Raw genomic sequence first — 17,628 nt, 5'->3', positions numbered from 1 at the left:
ATGAGCCTCACGTACGAGATCTGCGTCGACAGCACCGAGGCGGCCCTCGCGGCCGAGCGGGCGGGCGCGCACCGGGTGGAGCTGTGCGCGGCGCTGTTCGAAGGCGGCATCACGCCGACCATCGGAACGGTCGCGGCGACGCTCGCGGCCGTGTCCGGCATCCGGGTACACGTGATCATCCGGCCGAGGGGCGGCGACTTCATCTTCGACGCCCACGAGGTCGCCGCCATGGAGCGGGACGTTACCGAGGTGCGCGCCGCCGGAGCGCACGGTGTGGTCATCGGCGCCCTGACGCCGCAGGGCACGGTCGACCGGCCGGTGTGCGAGCGGCTCATCGAGGCCGCGGGCGACCTGCCGGTCACCTTCCACCGCGCCTTCGACATGACGGCGAACCCGTACGAGGCGCTCGACACGCTCGTCGACCTCGGCGTGCGGCGCGTGCTCACCTCCGGCCAGGAGGTCTCGGTGCTGGAGGGCGCCCCGCTGATCGCCTCGCTCGTACGGCATGCCGGCGACCGCATCATCGTGATGCCGGGCGGAGGCGTCACCGAGCGGAACATCGGGCGCATCGTCGCGCAGACCGGGGTCAGCGAGATCCACTTCGCCGCGCTCACCGGCGAGCCCAGCCCGGCCGTGCACCGGAACCCGCGTCCCTTCATGGGCGGCGAGCTGCGGCAGCCGGAGTACCTCAGGCAGGTCACCTCGGCCGCCCTGATCTCGGAGATCATCGGGGCGACGTCCGCCTGACCCCGGCTCCTGGCGAGGGTGGGCCCTACCGGACCGTAGGGCCGCTCGCCGGTCTCTCAGCCGGTGCAGGTGCTGGAGTCGCCGAGGCTCACCATCGCCTGGTAGACCTCCTCGGGACGCATGGGCGGCTCGGGGAGCGGGCGGGCGCGGGCGGCGCGGAAGGCGTCGAGCATCAGCCCGAGATGGCGACGCCACGCGGCGGGGCAGACCTCGCTGGTCGCCTCGCTGATGCGGGTGTGGGCCCAGATGACGAGCGCCAGATCCTCCACGGTGACGTCCGGCCGGACCGCGCCCTCCCGCTGCGCCCGCTCGACGATGCGGCGGCTCAGCTCGTTGATGTGGCCCTGGGTGCGTTCCATGCAGGCCGCGTGGGGGAAGCGCATGGACGCCAGATCGTTGAAACCCCGGTCGTGCGCCTGCAGCTCGCAGAGCTTCTCCAGGTAGAAGGCGAACGCCTCCCACGCGTCATCCATGTCGAGCGCCTGCTCCGCGCTCTCGAGCCAGGTGCGCAGCTTGCCGACGAATATCGCCTCGACGAGGTCCATGCGGGTGGGGAAGTTGCGGTAGAGCGTGCCGATGGCGACACCGGCCTGCCTGGCGATCTGTTCCAGGGGAGCGTCGAGCCCTTCGGAGGCGAAGATCGAGCGGGCCGCGTCGACGAGCGCGTCGCGGTTGCGTTGCGCGTCGCGGCGCAGGGGCCGGGCGGCCTTGGTGGACGTGAGCTCCTCGGACGACATCTCCCTAGTGTAACGAACTTGAGGGCTACCTCGACTTCTGTGCTACGCTCGCGAGTCGAGGTGACCCTCGACTTGCCGATACGGCATTCCGTACCAGGTCAGAGCCGTCTCGACTTCCCTCAGGTGGTGACGGCCGGGCCCACCTGTGCGGCATGCCCTCACTACCCGGCCCTCGAAGGAGACCCTGTGAACGTCTTCCTGTGGATACTTCAGGTGCTTCTCGCCCTGGCATTCGGCATGGCCGGTGTCCTGAAGACCACTCAGCCCAAGGAAAAGCTCGCCGCGAACATGGGGTGGGTCGAGGACTACTCCGCCGGGATGGTGAAGTTCATCGGCGCAGTGGAGTTCCTGGCCGCGCTCGGGCTGATCCTCCCCGCCGTCACCGGCATCGCCACCTTCCTCACCCCGCTGGCCGCCACCGGCCTCGCGCTCATCATGATCGGCGCGATCGTCGTCCACGTGAAGCGCAACGAGATCCAGAGCGTGGTCGTCAACGTCGTCCTGCTGATCCTCTCCGCCCTCGTCGCCTGGGGCCGCTTCGGGCCCTACCACTTCTGACCCACGTCGCCGGCGGGTCTCTCAGGCTGGACCACCCGGGCCGGTGCCGTGTGTTCGGACTCGGATGCCACGGCCGTCCTGGATGGCGTTCCACTCCTCGTCGGTCACCGGTGGGGTGCCGAGCGCATGTGCCGCCTCGTCGAGGTCCTCACGGGTGAGCTGCCAGCCGTGGATGAGACCTTCGGCGCGTCTTCGACGGCTCTCGCTCTCCATGATGAGCGTCACGGCGGCGCGCACGCGCTCCACTGTCATGCGGTTCACCCGGCGCCGATCCGTCGGCCCGTCCGCGTGAGCGCCCCCATCGACGATCACCCGTCCCCCGCGGCGGTTCTCCTGTGCTGCCGAATGCTCATGCACTGAAGTTAGAAATATCGGCAAATAGGTGGCAAGAGAGTTTCGCGTAGTTGCTGGATCCCCGTACGCCCCGCTCCGTGCCGGCGACCTGGCAACCACACCTCGACTGACCGCCGGCAGGGCCCGCACGCCCGTACCGCCTGCTGGAACGGCCACTAGCCTTGCTCGGGGGAGAGGAACTCGAGGCGGTTCTGGTGGCAGTCGGTGACGTAGAACCGCCGGTGGCCGGGGAAACCGTCGTCCCAGACCACCTTGACGCCCCGGCCGGACAGCCGCTCGGCCAGAGCGTCCAGGTCGGCGACGAGGATGCCCGGGTGGGCCTTGCGTGCCGGGCGGAAGTCCTCCTCGACCCCGAGGTGGATCTCCAGATCGTCGGCCCGCACCCATAGCCCGCCCCGGGCGGCGAGCACCGGGGGCTTCCGGATCTCAGTCATGCCGAGCACGTCCACGTAGAACCGCCGGCACACCTCCTCCTCGCCCGGCGGCAGGGCGAGTTGCACGTGGTGCAGTCCGAGGCCGAGGGGCGATCTGGCCGCCTTGGTGTCATAGGGCTGGGTTGCCTGACGCTCGCTCAATGGTCGACGCCTCTGGTGAAGGGGGAACCGTGGCCGGGGATGATCAGGGTGGGGCGCAGCGCCAGCAGGCGCTCGCGTGAGGCTCGCAGCTCACCGAGGTCCTCGGCGAGCGGGTCGTCCTCGGGGCCGTCGGCGTTCCACCACAGGTGCGTGGCTGCCACCAGGCCCTCGTCGGTGTCGGCGAGTGTGGTGATGTCCTGCCGGGTGTGGCCCGGAGTCCGCATCAGGCGCACCGAGGGGGCGACCTGGAATCCGTCCGCGTCGCGGTCCTGCCACAGGTCGTCGCGGTAGATCGCCCAGTGGTCGTGGAAGCGTGCCCTCGGGAACAGGGCCGCGTTCAGGGTGTGGTCGGGATGGTGGTGGGAGAACACCACGTCGGTCACGTCCTCGACCGCGAGGCCAAGGGCCGCGATGGGGTCGAGGATGAGCCGCCGGTCGGCCACCATGCCCGGGTCCACGACGGCGACCACGTCACCGTCGAGGATCAGCGTCACCGTGCCGGCGACCCGCTCGCCGGCGTACCCATTGGTCAGGACATGCACGGTCGCGGTCACGGTCTTCCCTTTCGTTGCGACGGCTCACGGGAGGACCACCGGCCGTCCTTCGGCCGAGCGGCTTTCCCGTTCTAGCACTTCCCCCGCCGGCCGCACCGCCATGCCGCCGGTCCTCACGCGCCGTACGCAGGCATAGAGGGGTTCGTGATGGGATGTCCATTGGGAGGTATTGACATGGACTACATCAGGCTTGGTTCCACCGGTATGAAGGTGTCGCGGATCTGCCTCGGGATGATGAGTTACGGCGACCCGGCCAAGTGGGCGGACTGGGTGCTGGACGAGGAGCGGAGCGAACCCCTGGTACGCAGGGCCGCCGAGGCGGGGATCACCTTCTTCGACACCGCCGACGTCTACTCGGTCGGCAGCAGCGAGGAGGTCACCGGGCGGCTGCTGCGCAAGATCTTCCCCAACCGCGAGGACTACGTGCTCGCCACCAAGGTCTTCTTCCCCGTGGGCCGGGCGGTGAACGACAGCGGCCTGTCGCGCAAGCACATCCACGCCGCGATCGACGCCTCGCTGAGGCGCCTCGGCACCGATTACGTGGACCTCTACCAGATCCACCGCTGGGACGACCACACCCCCATCGAGGAGACCATGGAGGCCCTCCACGACGTCGTCAGGTCCGGAAAGGCCCGCTACATCGGCGCCTCAACCATGTACGCCTGGCAGTTCGCCAAGGCGCAGCACGTCGCCGAGGTCAACGGCTGGACGAAGTTCGTGTCCATGCAGAACCACTACAACCTTCTTTACAGGGAGGAGGAGCGGGAGATGGTCCCGCTCTGTGTGGACCAGGGGGTCGGGCTGATCCCGTGGAGCCCGCTGGCGCGCGGCCTGGTGGCACGGGCGGGCTCGGATGAGCAGAGCACGACCCGCGCGGGCTCCGACGAGCGGATCACCGCGCTCTACGGCGGGCCGGGTGACGCGGCGATCCTCGACCGGGTCGCCCAGATCGCCGCCGAGCGCGACGTCCCGCCCGCGCAGGTGGGCCTCGCCTGGCTGCTCGCCCAGCCCGGTGTGAACGCGCCGATCGTCGGGGCCACCAAGGAGCGCCACCTGGACGACGCGGTCGCGGCCGTGGGCCTCACCCTGTCGGACAAGGAGCTCGCCTCGCTCGCCGAGCCGTACGTGGACCGCCCGGTGGCCCACTAGCCATACCCTGATCGACGCCCCTCGGCCTCGATAGGCTGAGGGGCATGGGTCGGGCGAATGACGAAGCGGCGGCGGCGCTCGAGGAGTATGCCGAGCTGTTCGCGATGAACGGCGGCGACGCCTTCCGGGTGCGCAGCTACCAGAAGGCCGCCAAGGCCATCGCGGGGTTTCCCGAGGACATCTCGCAGGTGGACGTCCGCAAGGTGCCGGGCGTGGGCGAGGCCATCGCCAAGAAGATGGAGGAGTTCCTCCAGCGGGGCGGCTTCCGCCAGCTCGATGACCTCCGCCTCCAGGTGCCCGACGGCGTGCGGAGGCTGACGCGCATCCCCTCCCTCGGGCCGAAGAAGGCCGTCTTCCTGTTCCAGGAGCTCGGCATCGCCTCGCCAGAGGCGCTGGCGGAGGCGATCCGCGAGGGCAGGCTCGCCGGGCTGCGGGGGTTCGGGGCCAAGAGCGAGGAGAACATCCTCAAGGGCATCGAGCAGCTCCAGCGGGCAGGCGAACGGGTGCACCTCGGCGTCGCCATGGATCTCGCCGAGCGCGTCATCGCCTCCCTCCCCGCCGACAAGATCGCCTACGCCGGGTCGCTGCGCAGGATGAAGGACACGATCGGCGACATCGACATCCTGGCCGTCGGGCCCGAGTCGCTGATGGAGGAGTTCAGGAGCAGGCCGTACGTCGCGAAGGTCATCGCGAGCGGCGGCCTGAAGACGTCGGTGCGCACCACCCAGGGCCTGCAGGTCGATCTCCGTGTGGTGCCGGCGGAGTCGTGGGGCGCGGCGATGCAGTACTTCACCGGCTCCAAGGAGCACAACGTACGGCTGCGCGAGATGTGCGTGAAGCGCGGCTGGAAGCTGTCCGAGTACGGCCTGTTCGAGGGCGAGACCGTGATCGCCTCCCGCACCGAGGAGGAGATCTACGAGGCGCTCGGCATGCAGTGGGTGCCGCCCGCGCTGCGTGAGGACGGCGGCGAGATCGAGGCCGCCCTGCGCCATGAGCTTCCCGAGCTGGTGACCCTCGGCGACCTCAGGGGCGACCTGCACACCCACACCGACCTGACCGACGGCATCGCCACGCTGGAGGAGATGGTCGCGGCGGCGGCCGGGCGCGGCTACGAGTACTACGCGGTGACCGACCACGCGCCCAACCTGTTCATGCAGCGCATGACCCTTGAGAAGGCGCTGGAGCAGCGTGAGCGGCTGCACCGGCTCCAGGCGTCGTATCCCGGCATGCGGCTGCTGCACGGCACCGAGCTCAACATCGCGCCCGACGGCACCGTCGACTGGCCGGCCGAGGTCCTTTCCGGCTTCGACGTCTGCGTCGCGTCCGTGCACTCGCACTTCACCCAGTCACGCGACGAGATGACCCGCCGGTTCATCACCGCCTGCGAGAACCCGGACGTCCACGTGATCGGCCACCCCACGACCCGCAAGATCGGCAAGCGCCCTCCCGTGGACGCCGACTGGGCGGCGGTCTTCGCGGCGGCGGCGCGCACGGGCACCGCGATGGAGATCGACGCCTATCCCGACCGGGCCGACCTCCCCTCCGACCTCGCGCGGCTCGCGCGCCACCACGGGGTGAAGTTCTCCATCGACAGCGACTCGCACGCCGTGCCGCATCTCGGCAACCTGCGCTTCGGCGTCGGCATCGCCCAGCGGGCCTGGCTGACCAGCGAGGACGTCATCAACGCCTGGCCGCTCGACCGCCTGCTGGCCTTCCTTCGCCGGGGCTGACCGCTCCTTCCCGCAAGCCGACGAGACGGGGGCCACCCAGCCCGACGAGGCCCGCCGCGACTAGCGGGGCCACCTGTTCGACGGCCCGGTACGGCACCCCGTGACGGTGATGGCCTAAGGTCGGGCGTGCCGGCCACCCTCCTATGGCCTCGCCCCGGAGCCGGGGCGGGAAGGCGGGTAGGAGGAAGATGGAGGTTCGGGGCCGGGAACGACCAAAACACCGCAAGCGCGACAAGCGCTGCCGAATCACTCAAATAGGTTCTGATCATGAGAAATATCGATAAGACCGATCTGTCGGTTTTTCCGTTGTGCCTGGGCGGTAACGTCTTCGGCTGGACGGCCGACCGTGACACCTCCTTCGCCGTCCTGGACGCCTACGCCGAGGCGGGAGGGAACTTCATCGACACCGCCGACTCCTACTCGGCGTGGATCCCCGGCAACGAGGGCGGCGAGTCCGAGACGATCATCGGCGAGTGGATGGCCGAGCGCGGCAACCGCGACTCCCTCGTGGTCGCCACCAAGGTCGGCCAGCAGCCCGGAGCCGAGGGCCTGTCGGCGGCCAACATCCGCAGCTCGGCCGAGGGGTCGCTGCGGCGGCTGCGCACCGACAGGATCGACCTGTACTACGCGCACTCCGACGACCGCGGCACTCCGCTGGAGGAGACGCTGACGGCCTTCGACGAGCTGGTCCGCGAGGGCAAGGTGCGCCACATCGGCGCCTCCAACTACGAGGCCGACCGCCTGGAGGAGGCGCTGGCGGTGTCCGACCGGCTGGGCCTCGCCAGGTACGTCGCCCTCCAGCAGCACTACAACCTCGTCGAGCGCGAGGAGTACGAGGGGCGGCTCGAAGAGGTGGTCGCCCGCGCGGGCCTGTCCAGCGTGCCCTACTTCGCCCTCGCCAAGGGGTTCCTGACCGGGAAGTACCGGCCCGGGGTCAGCGTCGACTCCGCGCGGGCGGGCGGCGCCTCGCCCTACCTCCAGACCGAGCGGGGCCGCCGCGTGCTGGAGGCCCTGGACAAGGTCGCCGCGAATCACGGCGTCGAGGCGACGACCGTGGCGCTCGCGTGGCTGCTGACCCGGCCCACCGTCGCCGCGCCCATCGCCAGCGCCAGGGTGCCCGAGCAGGTTCCCGCCCTCGTCGCGGCGGCGGACCTGGTGCTGTCCCCCGAGGAGGTCAGGCTGCTCGACGAGGCCTCGGCCTAGGAACGGCGAGACCACAGGGACGGCGAGGCCCGTAGTACGGCAGGGCCCGGTCGCGGGGCCTCTGGAGGTGAGGGAGACCCGCGACCGGGCAGTTCGGGGGACCCGGTCCCGCCGGTTACGGCTCCCGGCGCGAGGGGGTCGCCAGGAGCCGCGCTTCTCGGTGTCAGCCGGCCTTCTCCGCGCCGGCGCCGGTGAGCGAGCGGACCTCGATCTCGGCGTACTTCTGCGCGTTGAACTCCTTGCTCAGCACGGTCCCGATGTACCCGGCGAGGAAGCCGAGCGGGATCGAGACCAGGCCCGGGTTGTCCAGCGGGAACCAGTGGAAGTCGGCGTCCGGGAACAGTGACGTCTTGGCGCCCGAGACGACCGGCGAGAAGATCACGAGGATCAGGGCCGACGCGAGGCCGCCGTAGATCGCCGAGACCGCCCCCGCCGTGTTGAACCTCTTCCAGAACAGGCTGTAGAGGATGGCGGGGAGGTTGCCCGACGCGGCGACCGCGAACGCCAGCGCGACCAGGAACGCCACGTTGAGGTTCTGCGCGAAGATGCCGAGGACGATCGAGACCGCGCCGATGGCGAAGGCTGCGATCCGCGCGACCTTGATCTCCTGCTGCTCGGTCGTGTTCCCCCTCTTGAAGACGTGCGCGTAGAGGTCGTGGGCGAAGCTCGACGAGGAGGCCAGCGTCAGGCCCGCGACCACCGCGAGGATCGTCGCGAAGGCCACGGCGGCGATGACCGCGAGCAGGATCGTGCCCCCGACGTCGCCGAAGATGAGCTGCCCGATCTTCAGCGCGAGCTGCGGGGCCGCGGTGTTGCCTGCCGCGTTCTGGGCCGCGATCGCCTTGCTCCCGACCAGGGCGGCGGCGCCGAAGCCCAGCACCAGCGTGAGCAGGTAGAACACGCCGATGATGCCGATGCCCCAAAGGACGGACTTGCGGGCGACCTTGGCGGTCGGCACGGTGTAGAAGCGGATGAGGATGTGCGGCAGGCCCGCCGTGCCGAGGACGAGAGCCAGCCCGAGGCTGATCAGGTCGAGCTTGCTCGCGAGGCCCTTGGCCTCCACGCCGTACTTCAGCCCCGGCTCCAGGAACGCCTGTCCCTTGCCGCTCGCCTGCGCGGCGCTGCCGAGGAGGCTTGAGAAGTTGAAGCCGAAGTGCCCGAGGACGAGCAGGGTCACCAGGGCGGCGCCGGTCATCAGCAGCACGGCCTTGACGATCTGCACCCAGGTGGTGCCCTTCATGCCGCCGACGACCACGTAGACGATCATGAGCAGGCCGACGACCACGATCGTGCCCGCCTTGCCCGCGGGAGAGGTGATGCCGAAGAGCAGGCCGACCAGCGCGCCCGCGCCGACCATCTGGGCGAGCAGGTAGAAGATGCTGACCGTGATCGTGGAGACCCCGGCGGCCGTGCGCACCGGGCGCGGGCTCATCCGGAAGGCCAGCACGTCGGCCATCGTGTACTTGCCGGAGTTCCGCATCAGCTCGGCGACCAGCAGCAGGGCCACCAGCCAGGCGACGAGGAACCCGATGGAGTACAGGAAGCCGTCGTACCCGGACAGCGCGATGATGCCCGCGATGCCGAGGAACGACGCGGCGGACATGTAGTCGCCGCCGATGGCGAGGCCGTTCTGCACGCCGCTGAACGACCGGCCGCCGGCGTAGAAGTCGGTGGCGTTCTTGGTGTGGCGGCTCGCCCAGAAGGTGATGCCCAGGGTCGCGGCGACGAACAGGACGAACAGCGTGATCGAAAGGGCGTGGTCAGTCATTGGACGACGTCCCCTCCATCTCACCGCGAAGCTTGTCGGAAAGCGGGTCGAGCTTGTTGCCCGCATGGCGGGCGTACGCCCACGCGATCAGGAACGTCGACACGAACTGCAGAACGCCGAAGACCAGCGCCACGTTGACGTTTCCGAAGACCTTGGTGCCCATGAAGCCACGTGCCCAGCCGGACATGACCACGTACAGCAGGTACCACACAAGGAAGGCGACGGTCACCGGGAACGCCCAGCTGCGGTAACGACGGCGCAGCTCCTGGAACTCCGAGCTGGCCTGCACCTGTTCGTATGCCGATGACTCGTCTTGTTGAGTGGCCACGAGACCTCCACGTTGTGATCTGGATCACGCTTACCGTAGAAGGGTCCGGGGCCGCCGCAGAGGGCTTGGGGCCGCATCATCGCCAAGTCGCCCCTACCCGTCGCTCACGTGGCCGGGCCCTGCGCCGAAAGGCGCATTCCACGCGACGAGTGGTCGGCCGGCGCCGGGTGGCCGTACGGCCGCTCAGGTCGAGCGGGGGCGCCAGTCCCCCCGGTTGACGTTGAGCGTCTCGGGCGCGTGCAGCCGCACCATCGTGCGCGCCACCCCCCGCGGCACCCGGCCGGGGGTGAGCAGCGACACGAGGATCATCACGGCGAACGAGATCGGGACGGTCCAGGCCGCCGGCTGGGCCAGCAGCGCGCCCGTCCAGCCGGTGTAGGGGCCGCCGGTGATGACCGCGATCACGGCGACGCCGGCCAGGCCGCCCCCGGCGAGCAGCCCGGCCATGGCTCCCGTGGTGGTCAGCCGCCGCCACCAGATGCCGAGCACGAGCAGCGGGCAGAACGACGAGGCGGCCACCGCGAACGCGAGCCCCACCACGTCCGCGACGGCGAGGGACCTCGCCATCGTGGCGAGCACGAGCGGCACCGTCACCGCGAGCAGCGTGGCGGCGCGGAAGCTCGGCACTCCCCCACGCAGGATGTCCTGCCCGATCACCCCGGCCACCGACACCGCGAGCCCCGAGGAGGTGGACAAGAACGCCGCGAAGGCCCCGGCGGTGACCAGGGCGCCGAGCAACTCCCCCGCCGTCCCGCCGACCAGGCGGCCCGGCAGGGTCAGCACCACCGCGTCCGTACGGCCCGTCATGAGCAGCTCGGGCGTGTAGAGACGCCCGAGGGCGCCGTAGACGGCCGGGAGCAGGTAGAAGGCGCCGAGCAGGGTCAGCACCACCAGGGTCGTGCGACGGGCGGCCCGTCCGTCGGGGTTGGTGTAGAACCGCACGAGCACGTGCGGCAGGCCCATGGTCCCAAGGAAGGTGGCGAGGATCAGCGAGTAGGTCGCGTACAGCGGGTGCTCGCGGCTGTGCAGCGGGAGCGCCCACTGGTGGTCGGTGAGCACGGGCAAATTCTCCACGTGCGGCACGGGCGCGCCGGCCGGGAACGCCACGGTCGTGTCGTGGGTGATCGTGTGGTCGCCCGGCCGGAGCGTGAGCCGTTCCCCGCGCACCGTGCGGCCGTCGACACGGCCGGTCGCGGTGACGACGGTCTGCCGCTCGAACCGGACGGTCACGTCGGCGCTCACCGCCACGGTGACCGGGTCGGTGAAGACCGGGGGCGCGTCGCTCCCGAGCCCCGGCTTGCCGAGCCCGTACCAGGCGAACAGCAGGAACACCACGGGCAGCGCCAGCGCGGTCAGCTTCAGCCAGTACTGGAACGCCTGGACGAAGGTGATCGAGCGCATCCCTCCCGACAGCACGTTGACCGCGACGACGACGGCCACCAGCAGCCCGCCCACCCACGGCGGCGCCCCGGTGATCGTGCGGAACACCAGGCCGGCGCTCTGGAACTGCGGCATCAGGTAGAGCCAGCCGATCAGCACGACGAGCACGCTGGCCATCCGCCGCACCGCCATCGACTCCAGGCGGGCCTCGGCGAAGTCGGGCAGCGTGTAGGCGCCCGACCTGCGCAGCGGGGCCGAGACCAGCACGAGCAGCACCAGGTAGCCGCCGGTCCAGCCCACCGGCAGCCACAGCATGTCGGCGCCGTAGGCGAGGATCAGGCCGGCGATCCCGAGGAAGGAGGCCGCCGACAGGTACTCCCCGCCGATCGCCGAGGCGTTCCACAGCGGCGAGACCGTGCGCGAGGCGACGTAGAAGTCGGAGGTCGTCCGCGACAGCCGCAGCCCGAAGGCCCCGATGAGGATCGCCGCCACCACCACGACGATCACGGCCGTGAGCCCCAGCGCGGCGCTCACGGGGCCCTGCCCCCGACACTGCCCGCCACGTGGCCTACGACGCTGCCCGCGGCTCGGCCTACGACACCGCCCGCGGCTTCGCCCGCGCGCCGCCGGGGGGACGTGTTCACTGGCGTTCGACCAGATCGGCGAAGTGCCGCTCGTTGCGTTCGGCCTGCCGCACGTACAGCCAGGCGCCGGCGACGAACGCCGGGTAGATCAGCCCCGCCAGCACCACCCACGGCAGGGGCAACCCGAACAGGCGCACCTCACGCAGGCCGGGGACCAGTAGGAACAGCAGCGGCAGCCCGCCGATCACGCATCCGAGCACCGTGCAGACGAACAGGGCCAGCCGGAACTGGGTGCGGATGAGCGAGCGCATGTAGACCTCGCCGAGGCGCGTCTGCTCGTCGATCTCCATGGTGACCGGGTAGCGGGGCCTGCGCGCCGCCGTGGTGCGAGGGCTGGTGACGACCTCCCGCTTCGGCCGCTCAGGCGTCTTCGGCGTCACTCCGTACGGCCCTTCCTGGCGCGGCGTACGAGCAGGTCGCGGAGCTCGCGGGTGTGGCGGCGGCTGACCGGGATCTCGGTGTCGCCGATGCGCACGGTGCAGCGCCCTGAGTCGATGTGCAGCTCGTCGATGTGCTTGACGGCGACCAGGTGGCTGCGGTGCACGCGGATGAACCCCGCGCCGGCCCAGCGCTCCTCCAGCGCGGCGAGCGGGATGCGCACCAGGTGGCTGCCGGCGGCCGTGTGGAGCCGGGCGTAGTCGCCCTGCGCCTCCACGTACCGGACGTCGGAGCTGGCGACGAAGCGGGTGACCCCCGCCAGCTCGACCGGGATGGTCTCGCCGTCCGGCGCCGCGCGGGCGGCGTCCCCCACCGAGCCGGGGGCGTCCGGGATGGCGGCGCACACCCGGCGGATCGCCTCGGCGAGCCGCTCGGGCCGTACCGGCTTGAGCAGGTAGTCCTCAGCCTTGATCTCGAACGCGTCCACCGCGTGCTCTTCGTAGGCGGTGACGAACACGACCCGGGGTGGCCGGGTGAACTGGGCCAGCAGGCGGCCGAGCACGACGCCGTCCAGGCCGCGCATGCGGATGTCGAGGAACACCGCCTCGACGGGCCTGCCGTCGGCCATGGCGCGGTCGAGCATCTTCAGCGCCGACGCGCCGTCGCGGGCCATGGCGACCTCGCCGATGCGCGGATCGGCCCTGAGCAGGTACGCCAGATCCTCCAGCGCCGGCTGCTCGTCGTCCACCGCCAGCACGCGCAGGCCGGTCACATCACTCCCATTCACCCGATCGCACTCCTGAGTGAACTAGAGAGTGATGAATCCGACAGAGGAAGTCAACGCCTCACGTCACCAGCGGCCATAACTATCCGGAGACACCCAAGGCCGGATCAGTTCGCGGCCGACCCGGAGCGGAGGAACGGCTCGGCCGCCGCTTGTCCATCCCGCCACATCGTCACACCGCTAAGGGGCATTGTGGCTGGTTTTGAGGTCGCCGATGAAGGCATGCCACTCATGAGGGGAGAAGACCAGTGCGGGGCCACCGCGGTCCTTGGAGTCACGCACCGCGACGACACCGGGGAGGTTCGTGGCCACCTCGACGCAGTGTCCGCCGTCAGATCCGGAGCGGCTGGACTTGCGCCACCGTGCGTCACTCAGATCCATTGCTTCATCACTTCCTCGATGACTTTCACGGACAGATGCTGCGGGTATGCCTCGGCACGGATGGCGTCGTAACGCTTGATGAGCTGACTCACCGTCTCGCGGTCCTCAATCGTCCGCCCCCGCGGGGAGCAGTCCACATAGGCAGCATGGGGAGAATTGTGTTGTTCTGCTAGGACGAAAGCACTGAGCAGACCACAAGTCGATTCTGCGCTGTACGGCACGATTTGAACCGTCACCATGGGATGACTTCCGATCTCCAGAAGGTAGGCCAGTTGCTCTCCCATGACTGCTGGACCACCGATGGGTCTACGGAGCACGCCCTCGTCGATCAGTGCGAAGACCGTAGCCGGATTCTCGCCTGACAGGATCGACAGACGCCGCATCCGTCCAGCGACCTGCTGGTCCGCTTGTTCAGTCGTGATGCCGGGTTCACCGACGATGATGCGTCGAGCGTAGGTCTGGGTCTGGAAGAGGCCCGGTATCAAGAGGGGATCCCAGATGCGCAGCGTTGTCGCCTCCTGCTCGATGTCGAGCCATGGACGGAAGTGCTCGGCATCCGTCTCCCGCCGAGCGATGGCGCTGAGCCGAGTCAACACACCGTCCAGACCCAGCGCTTGATCGCATCTCTCGGCGAATACCCTCTCGGGTCGACGTACCGCCCGTTCGACCATGCCCACCATGCTGGTCGAAAAGAGGATCTTCTTCGCCAGTTGCTTCTGTGTTAGTTGCGCCGCCTCACGGTAGCGGCGCAACTCGTAGCCGAAGAGCGCCAGCGGTGAGGTGTCCGGGTGCAGCGTGACCGGTTGAGGCACGGCCCCTCCCTTGGGCGATGGGCTGAGGTGACGCTGATAGCACCAGGCAGCACACAAAAACCGTATGCACTCAGTGCTACCAATCCACTCCACAGCGTATCCACGACAGGTCAGGCTCGGAGAGCAAATTTCTTCTTTCCGTGATCTGTCACTGCGGAGATGGAATCGCGATGCCACAGGAAGCCCGCATTCCTGGTGCCATCCCGCAGTCGCCGAGATGAAACGAGGGTGGCATGGCGACACACAGCCTTCTGGGGATGACCGAGTTGGTCGGTGCTCCGGAGTCCGTCGCGCAGGCTCGGGCGTTCGTGCGCGAGGTGCTGGGGCGGACGCATCCGGTGCTGGACGAGGTCGTGCTCCTCGTGTCCGAGCTGGTCACGAACAGCGTCACGCATTCGGACTCGCGTGGGGGCGGGCGGGTGACCCTCGCGGTGAGCGAGGTTGACGACACCGTCCATGTCGAGGTCGTCGACTCGGGATCCGAGAGCGAGCCGAGAGTCTGCGACGAGCCGTACGGCGAAGGCGGTCGCGGGTTGTTCCTGGTGGACGCCATCTCCGAGCGGTGGGGCATCTACAGGGACGGCGCCGGCCGGGTCGTCTGGTTCGCCGTCAGATTCAGGCGGCCGGAGTCGACGGGCGTCGAACCTGGAGTCGGTCGGGAAGCCCGCGACGTGGTGTGGTGAGGGAGCATCCTGGAGGGCCGGGCAGACGGAGGAGGCGCCGGTGGTCCGGGACCGGACTGGGGCCCGGGCCGCCGGCGCGCTGTCATCCCTCAGTCCGTGGTCCGCTCCACGGGGATCCACAGCTCGGCGTCCGCCTGGGTCCCGTCCTGCGACAGCAGGGTGCGCGAGATCTCGGGACCCGGCCTGCTCCGGTACGGGTTGGACGGGAACCACTGCGTGAACACGTCCCGCCACAGATACTGGAGCGCCTGCGGGAACGCGCCCGAGTTCTCGAACACCGCCCATGTACCCGCCGGGACGTCGAGGGCGTCCATGTCCTCGGGCACGTCGGCGCCGGTCACGACGGCGTGGTAGTAGTCGAGCTCGGTGCCCTCCTCACGGCCGTCGCCGACCTGGTCGGCCACGCTGACGATCCCCTGCGGCTCCTGGTCGGACAGTCCCGCGATACGCCGCACGGTCTCCTGGTCGATGCTCCGGATGAACTCGACCATCGCGGGGTTCATCCCCTCGTGGACGAGCGGGACGCGCGCCTTCTTGCCCACCACACGGAACTCCTCCTTCTCCACGACCCGATACCGCATGCTGCCGCTCCCTTCGATGATGAGACGGAAGGACATCCGTGGCTGGGAGTACAGAGCCGCACCGGTCCGCCTGGCCTCGCCGGGGCCGATGCCGTGCACGGCGCGGAACGCGCGCGCGAACGCCTCGCCCGAGCTGTAGCCGTAACGCACCGCGACATCGAGCAGCGTCCCCTCCCCCGCGAGCACCTGAGCGCCCGCGACGGTGAGCCGCCTGCGACGGACGTACTCGGACAGCGGGATGCCCGCCAGCGCGGAGAACAGCCGCCTGAAGTGGTACTCCGACGTGACAGCGATCCGCGCGAGCTCGGCCACCTCGATCTGCTGATCGAGGTGCCGCTCGATGTACTCCATGGCCTGGTTCAGCCGTTCCAGCACTCCCAGCCCTCCTTCCCTTTCCGTTCACCACGCTAGGTAGGACGTGACCCGCCGGACCCGACATCCTGTGCCCGGTGCGGTCGGGTACGGCGAGGTCTTCGCTCACAGGCGTCATGGGGCCACGCCCGTTGCCCGGCAGGAACACGGGGTGACCAGACCCGCTAGACCGAGACGCCCTGGCGGTACTTGGGGAGGCGGACGCTGATCTTGGCGCCGGCGCCCTGGGCCGTCTCGACCACCAGGCCGTACTCGTCGCCGTAGACCTGGCGGAGCCGCTCGTCCACGTTGGCGAGGCCGACCCCGCCCGCGCCCGAGCGCTCGTCGGGGTCGCCGGACAGGATGCGCCGCAGCCGCTCGGGGTCCATGCCGATGCCGTCGTCCTCCACGCTGATCAGGCACTCGGCGCCGGCGTCCTCGGCGAGGATCGTGATGCGGCCGACCCCATCCTTGCTCTCCAGCCCATGACGCACGGCGTTCTCCACCAGGGGCTGAAGGCAGAGGAACGGCACCGCCACAGGCAGCACCTCCGGGGCGATGCGCAGCGTCACCCTGAGCTGGTCGCCGAAGCGGGCGCGCTCCAGCGTGAGGTAGCGGTCGATCGAGCGCAGCTCCTCGGCGAGCGTGGTGAACTCCCCGTGCCGTCTGAAGGAGTAGCGGGTGAAGTCGGCGAAGTCCAGCAGCAGTTCCCGGGCGCGCTCGGGGTCGGTGCGCACGAACGAGGCGATCGTCGTCAGCGAGTTGTAGATGAAGTGCGGGGAGATCTGCGCCCGCAGGGCACGCACCTCGGCCTCCATGAGCAGGGTGCGCGACCGGTCGAGCTCGGCCAGCTCCAGCTGGGAGTCGACCCAGGTGGCGACCTCCTGCGTGGCGCGCACCAGGCCCGCCGAGGCGTGGTCGCCGTAGGCCGCCAGCGAGCCCACCACCCGGTCGTCGGTGGTCAGCGGCACCACCACGGCGTACCTGACCGGGCACTCGGGCAGGTCGCAGGAGACCGCGTCGGGGCCGAGCACCTGGATGCGGCCGTCGCGCAGGGTCTCGGCGGCGTTGGCGAAGGCGTTCTTGGCGTGGTGGTCGCCCGCGCCGTCGTAGACCAGCAGCTCCTCGCCGTTGGTGATCGCGATGGCGGGCGAGCCGAGCAGCTCGCGCAGGTAGCGCGAGGCCTTCAGCGCCCCCGCGGCCGTCAGGCCCGCGCGCAGCGGCGGCGCGGCCAGGGAGGCGGTGTGCAGGGTCTCGAAGGTGGCGCGCTCGGCCGGGCTGGTGCCGAGCTCGCGCCGGCCGCGCAGCACCCGCCACAGCACCACGGCCGGGACCCCGACGAGGACCAGCAGCACGGGCACGGCCAGGAGCGGTTCCACGCCGCCGGAGCCTACCCGACCGTCCCGGCCCCAGCACCCGCCGATAATCGCCGGCCCGCCCACCCGCCGCGGGGACGGCTCACCTGACCGCTCACCGCCCGGCCCCGCCTCCCCCGGTTTACCCCGCCGTCCCGCACGGGCAACGCCGATCACGGCCTGCGTGCGAGGTAGGCCCACACTCTGTGCCCAGTCGCCGGGGCGCCCTGGAAGCCGGTCCGTTCCGCCAGGACGGTCACGATGGCCAGCCCACGCCCGCCTTCCGCGCACGGGACGTCCGCTTGGCCGTGGCCGCCGAACCGCGGGACACCGGCCCCGCCGAGGTCGTAGACGGTGACCAGGACGCTCGCGGCCGCCGCGGGGCCGCCGAGCGGTTCACGACGGGGCGAGGTGAGGATGATCTCGACGGTGAAGTGACCGCCCGCGGATCCGCTGCGGGTGTGGCGGACGGCGTTGCCCGCCAGTTCGCCGACGACCAGTTCGGCGTCGTCGGCGAACGGCGTGCCGCCGAGCAGGAAGCGGGTGAAGCGCCTGGCCTCCGCGGCCTGGTCGAGC

The 17,628-nt window shown here is 70.0% G+C and carries 20 protein-coding genes; 6 read left to right on the top strand and 14 right to left on the bottom strand.

Features of this window, described 5'->3' with window-relative positions; genetic code table 11:
* Positions 1-747 carry a copper homeostasis protein CutC gene (locus AB0O34_RS22895; protein ID WP_363918395.1) on the top strand — a complete coding sequence of 249 codons (747 nt, stop codon included), beginning with the start codon at positions 1-3 and terminating at the stop codon, positions 745-747.
* A 56-nt stretch (positions 748-803) separates the two neighbouring features.
* On the opposite strand, the gene AB0O34_RS22890 is transcribed toward AB0O34_RS22895, so the two are convergent.
* Positions 804-1,484 carry a TetR/AcrR family transcriptional regulator gene (locus AB0O34_RS22890; RefSeq protein ID WP_363918393.1) on the bottom strand — a complete coding sequence of 227 codons (681 nt, stop codon included), beginning with the start codon at positions 1,482-1,484 and terminating at the stop codon, positions 804-806.
* A gap of 186 nt (positions 1,485-1,670) precedes the next feature.
* Here AB0O34_RS22890 and AB0O34_RS22885 point away from each other — a divergent pair, with 186 nt between their 5' ends.
* Complete coding sequence (locus tag AB0O34_RS22885) at positions 1,671-2,042, top strand: DoxX family protein (protein WP_363918391.1); 372 nt, start codon at positions 1,671-1,673, stop codon at positions 2,040-2,042.
* A 21-nt stretch (positions 2,043-2,063) separates the two neighbouring features.
* Here AB0O34_RS22885 and AB0O34_RS22880 read toward each other — a convergent pair whose 3' ends face one another.
* From AB0O34_RS22880 to AB0O34_RS22870, 3 genes are all read right to left on the bottom strand, one after another.
* On the bottom strand, positions 2,064-2,294 hold the full coding sequence (locus tag AB0O34_RS22880; RefSeq protein WP_363918389.1) for a hypothetical protein: 231 nt from the start codon (positions 2,292-2,294) through the stop codon (positions 2,064-2,066).
* A 257-nt stretch (positions 2,295-2,551) separates the two neighbouring features.
* On the bottom strand, positions 2,552-2,971 hold the full coding sequence (locus AB0O34_RS22875) for a VOC family protein (RefSeq protein WP_363918387.1): 420 nt from the start codon (positions 2,969-2,971) through the stop codon (positions 2,552-2,554).
* On the bottom strand, positions 2,968-3,525 hold the full coding sequence (locus AB0O34_RS22870) for an MBL fold metallo-hydrolase (protein ID WP_363918385.1): 558 nt from the start codon (positions 3,523-3,525) through the stop codon (positions 2,968-2,970). The genes AB0O34_RS22875 and AB0O34_RS22870 overlap by 4 nt, the downstream gene beginning before the upstream one ends.
* 174 nt (positions 3,526-3,699) lie before the next feature.
* Between AB0O34_RS22870 and AB0O34_RS22865 the strand changes: the two genes are divergently transcribed.
* The 3 genes from AB0O34_RS22865 to AB0O34_RS22855 all read left to right on the top strand — a co-directional run bounded on the left by AB0O34_RS22865 (position 3,700) and on the right by AB0O34_RS22855 (position 7,607).
* Entirely contained in the window at positions 3,700-4,674 is a 975-nt protein-coding gene (locus tag AB0O34_RS22865; RefSeq protein WP_363918383.1) for an aldo/keto reductase, read from the top strand.
* A gap of 44 nt (positions 4,675-4,718) precedes the next feature.
* A complete protein-coding gene (polX, locus tag AB0O34_RS22860; protein WP_363918381.1) occupies positions 4,719-6,404 on the top strand; it encodes a DNA polymerase/3'-5' exonuclease PolX in 1,686 nt (561 codons plus the stop codon).
* A gap of 267 nt (positions 6,405-6,671) precedes the next feature.
* Positions 6,672-7,607 (top strand): aldo/keto reductase, encoded by a 936-nt coding sequence (locus AB0O34_RS22855; RefSeq protein ID WP_363918379.1) that lies wholly within the window; start codon positions 6,672-6,674, stop codon positions 7,605-7,607.
* A gap of 163 nt (positions 7,608-7,770) precedes the next feature.
* Here the strand turns inward: AB0O34_RS22855 and AB0O34_RS22850 are convergent, their stop codons facing one another.
* The 7 genes from AB0O34_RS22850 to AB0O34_RS22820 all read right to left on the bottom strand — a co-directional run bounded on the left by AB0O34_RS22850 (position 7,771) and on the right by AB0O34_RS22820 (position 14,082).
* Positions 7,771-9,375, bottom strand: a complete 1,605-nt coding sequence (locus tag AB0O34_RS22850) for a cation acetate symporter (protein WP_363918377.1) — start codon at positions 9,373-9,375, stop codon at positions 7,771-7,773.
* Positions 9,368-9,703 carry a DUF485 domain-containing protein gene (locus tag AB0O34_RS22845; protein WP_363918375.1) on the bottom strand — a complete coding sequence of 112 codons (336 nt, stop codon included), beginning with the start codon at positions 9,701-9,703 and terminating at the stop codon, positions 9,368-9,370. Before AB0O34_RS22845 ends, AB0O34_RS22850 begins: the two co-directional genes overlap by 8 nt.
* A 183-nt stretch (positions 9,704-9,886) precedes the next feature.
* Positions 9,887-11,617 carry a cation acetate symporter gene (locus AB0O34_RS22840; RefSeq protein WP_363918373.1) on the bottom strand — a complete coding sequence of 577 codons (1,731 nt, stop codon included), beginning with the start codon at positions 11,615-11,617 and terminating at the stop codon, positions 9,887-9,889.
* Positions 11,618-11,723: 106 nt separating this feature from the next.
* Complete coding sequence (locus AB0O34_RS22835; RefSeq protein WP_363918371.1) at positions 11,724-12,107, bottom strand: hypothetical protein; 384 nt, start codon at positions 12,105-12,107, stop codon at positions 11,724-11,726.
* The gene (locus AB0O34_RS22830) at positions 12,104-12,877 is read right to left on the bottom strand and encodes a LytTR family DNA-binding domain-containing protein (RefSeq protein ID WP_363918447.1); all 774 of its coding nucleotides are present in this window, start codon (positions 12,875-12,877) and stop codon (positions 12,104-12,106) included. The genes AB0O34_RS22835 and AB0O34_RS22830 overlap by 4 nt, the downstream gene beginning before the upstream one ends.
* A gap of 192 nt (positions 12,878-13,069) precedes the next feature.
* The gene (locus AB0O34_RS22825; protein WP_363918369.1) at positions 13,070-13,270 is read right to left on the bottom strand and encodes a DUF397 domain-containing protein; all 201 of its coding nucleotides are present in this window, start codon (positions 13,268-13,270) and stop codon (positions 13,070-13,072) included.
* Positions 13,261-14,082, bottom strand: a complete 822-nt coding sequence (locus tag AB0O34_RS22820; protein ID WP_363918367.1) for a helix-turn-helix transcriptional regulator — start codon at positions 14,080-14,082, stop codon at positions 13,261-13,263. The genes AB0O34_RS22825 and AB0O34_RS22820 overlap by 10 nt, the downstream gene beginning before the upstream one ends.
* 233 nt (positions 14,083-14,315) lie before the next feature.
* On the opposite strand from AB0O34_RS22820, the gene AB0O34_RS22815 reads away from it, so the two are divergent.
* Positions 14,316-14,765, top strand: a complete 450-nt coding sequence (locus tag AB0O34_RS22815; RefSeq protein ID WP_363918365.1) for an ATP-binding protein — start codon at positions 14,316-14,318, stop codon at positions 14,763-14,765.
* Between the two features lie 89 nt (positions 14,766-14,854).
* Here the strand turns inward: AB0O34_RS22815 and AB0O34_RS22810 are convergent, their stop codons facing one another.
* From AB0O34_RS22810 to AB0O34_RS22800, 3 genes are all read right to left on the bottom strand, one after another.
* Complete coding sequence (locus AB0O34_RS22810) at positions 14,855-15,721, bottom strand: AraC family transcriptional regulator (protein ID WP_363918363.1); 867 nt, start codon at positions 15,719-15,721, stop codon at positions 14,855-14,857.
* A 161-nt stretch (positions 15,722-15,882) separates the two neighbouring features.
* A complete protein-coding gene (locus AB0O34_RS22805) occupies positions 15,883-17,076 on the bottom strand; it encodes a histidine kinase (RefSeq protein ID WP_363918361.1) in 1,194 nt (397 codons plus the stop codon).
* Positions 17,077-17,225: 149 nt separating this feature from the next.
* On the bottom strand, positions 17,226-17,628 hold a 403-nt coding region (locus AB0O34_RS22800), incomplete at its 5' end, for an ATP-binding protein (RefSeq protein WP_363918359.1).

It is taken from the genome of Sphaerisporangium sp. NPDC088356, assembly GCF_040685555.1.
In the GTDB taxonomy this organism is placed as follows: Bacteria; Actinomycetota; Actinomycetes; order Streptosporangiales; family Streptosporangiaceae; genus Sphaerisporangium.
Note: the sequence above shows the minus strand (reverse complement) of the source record. Positions and strands in the feature narration are given on the sequence as shown.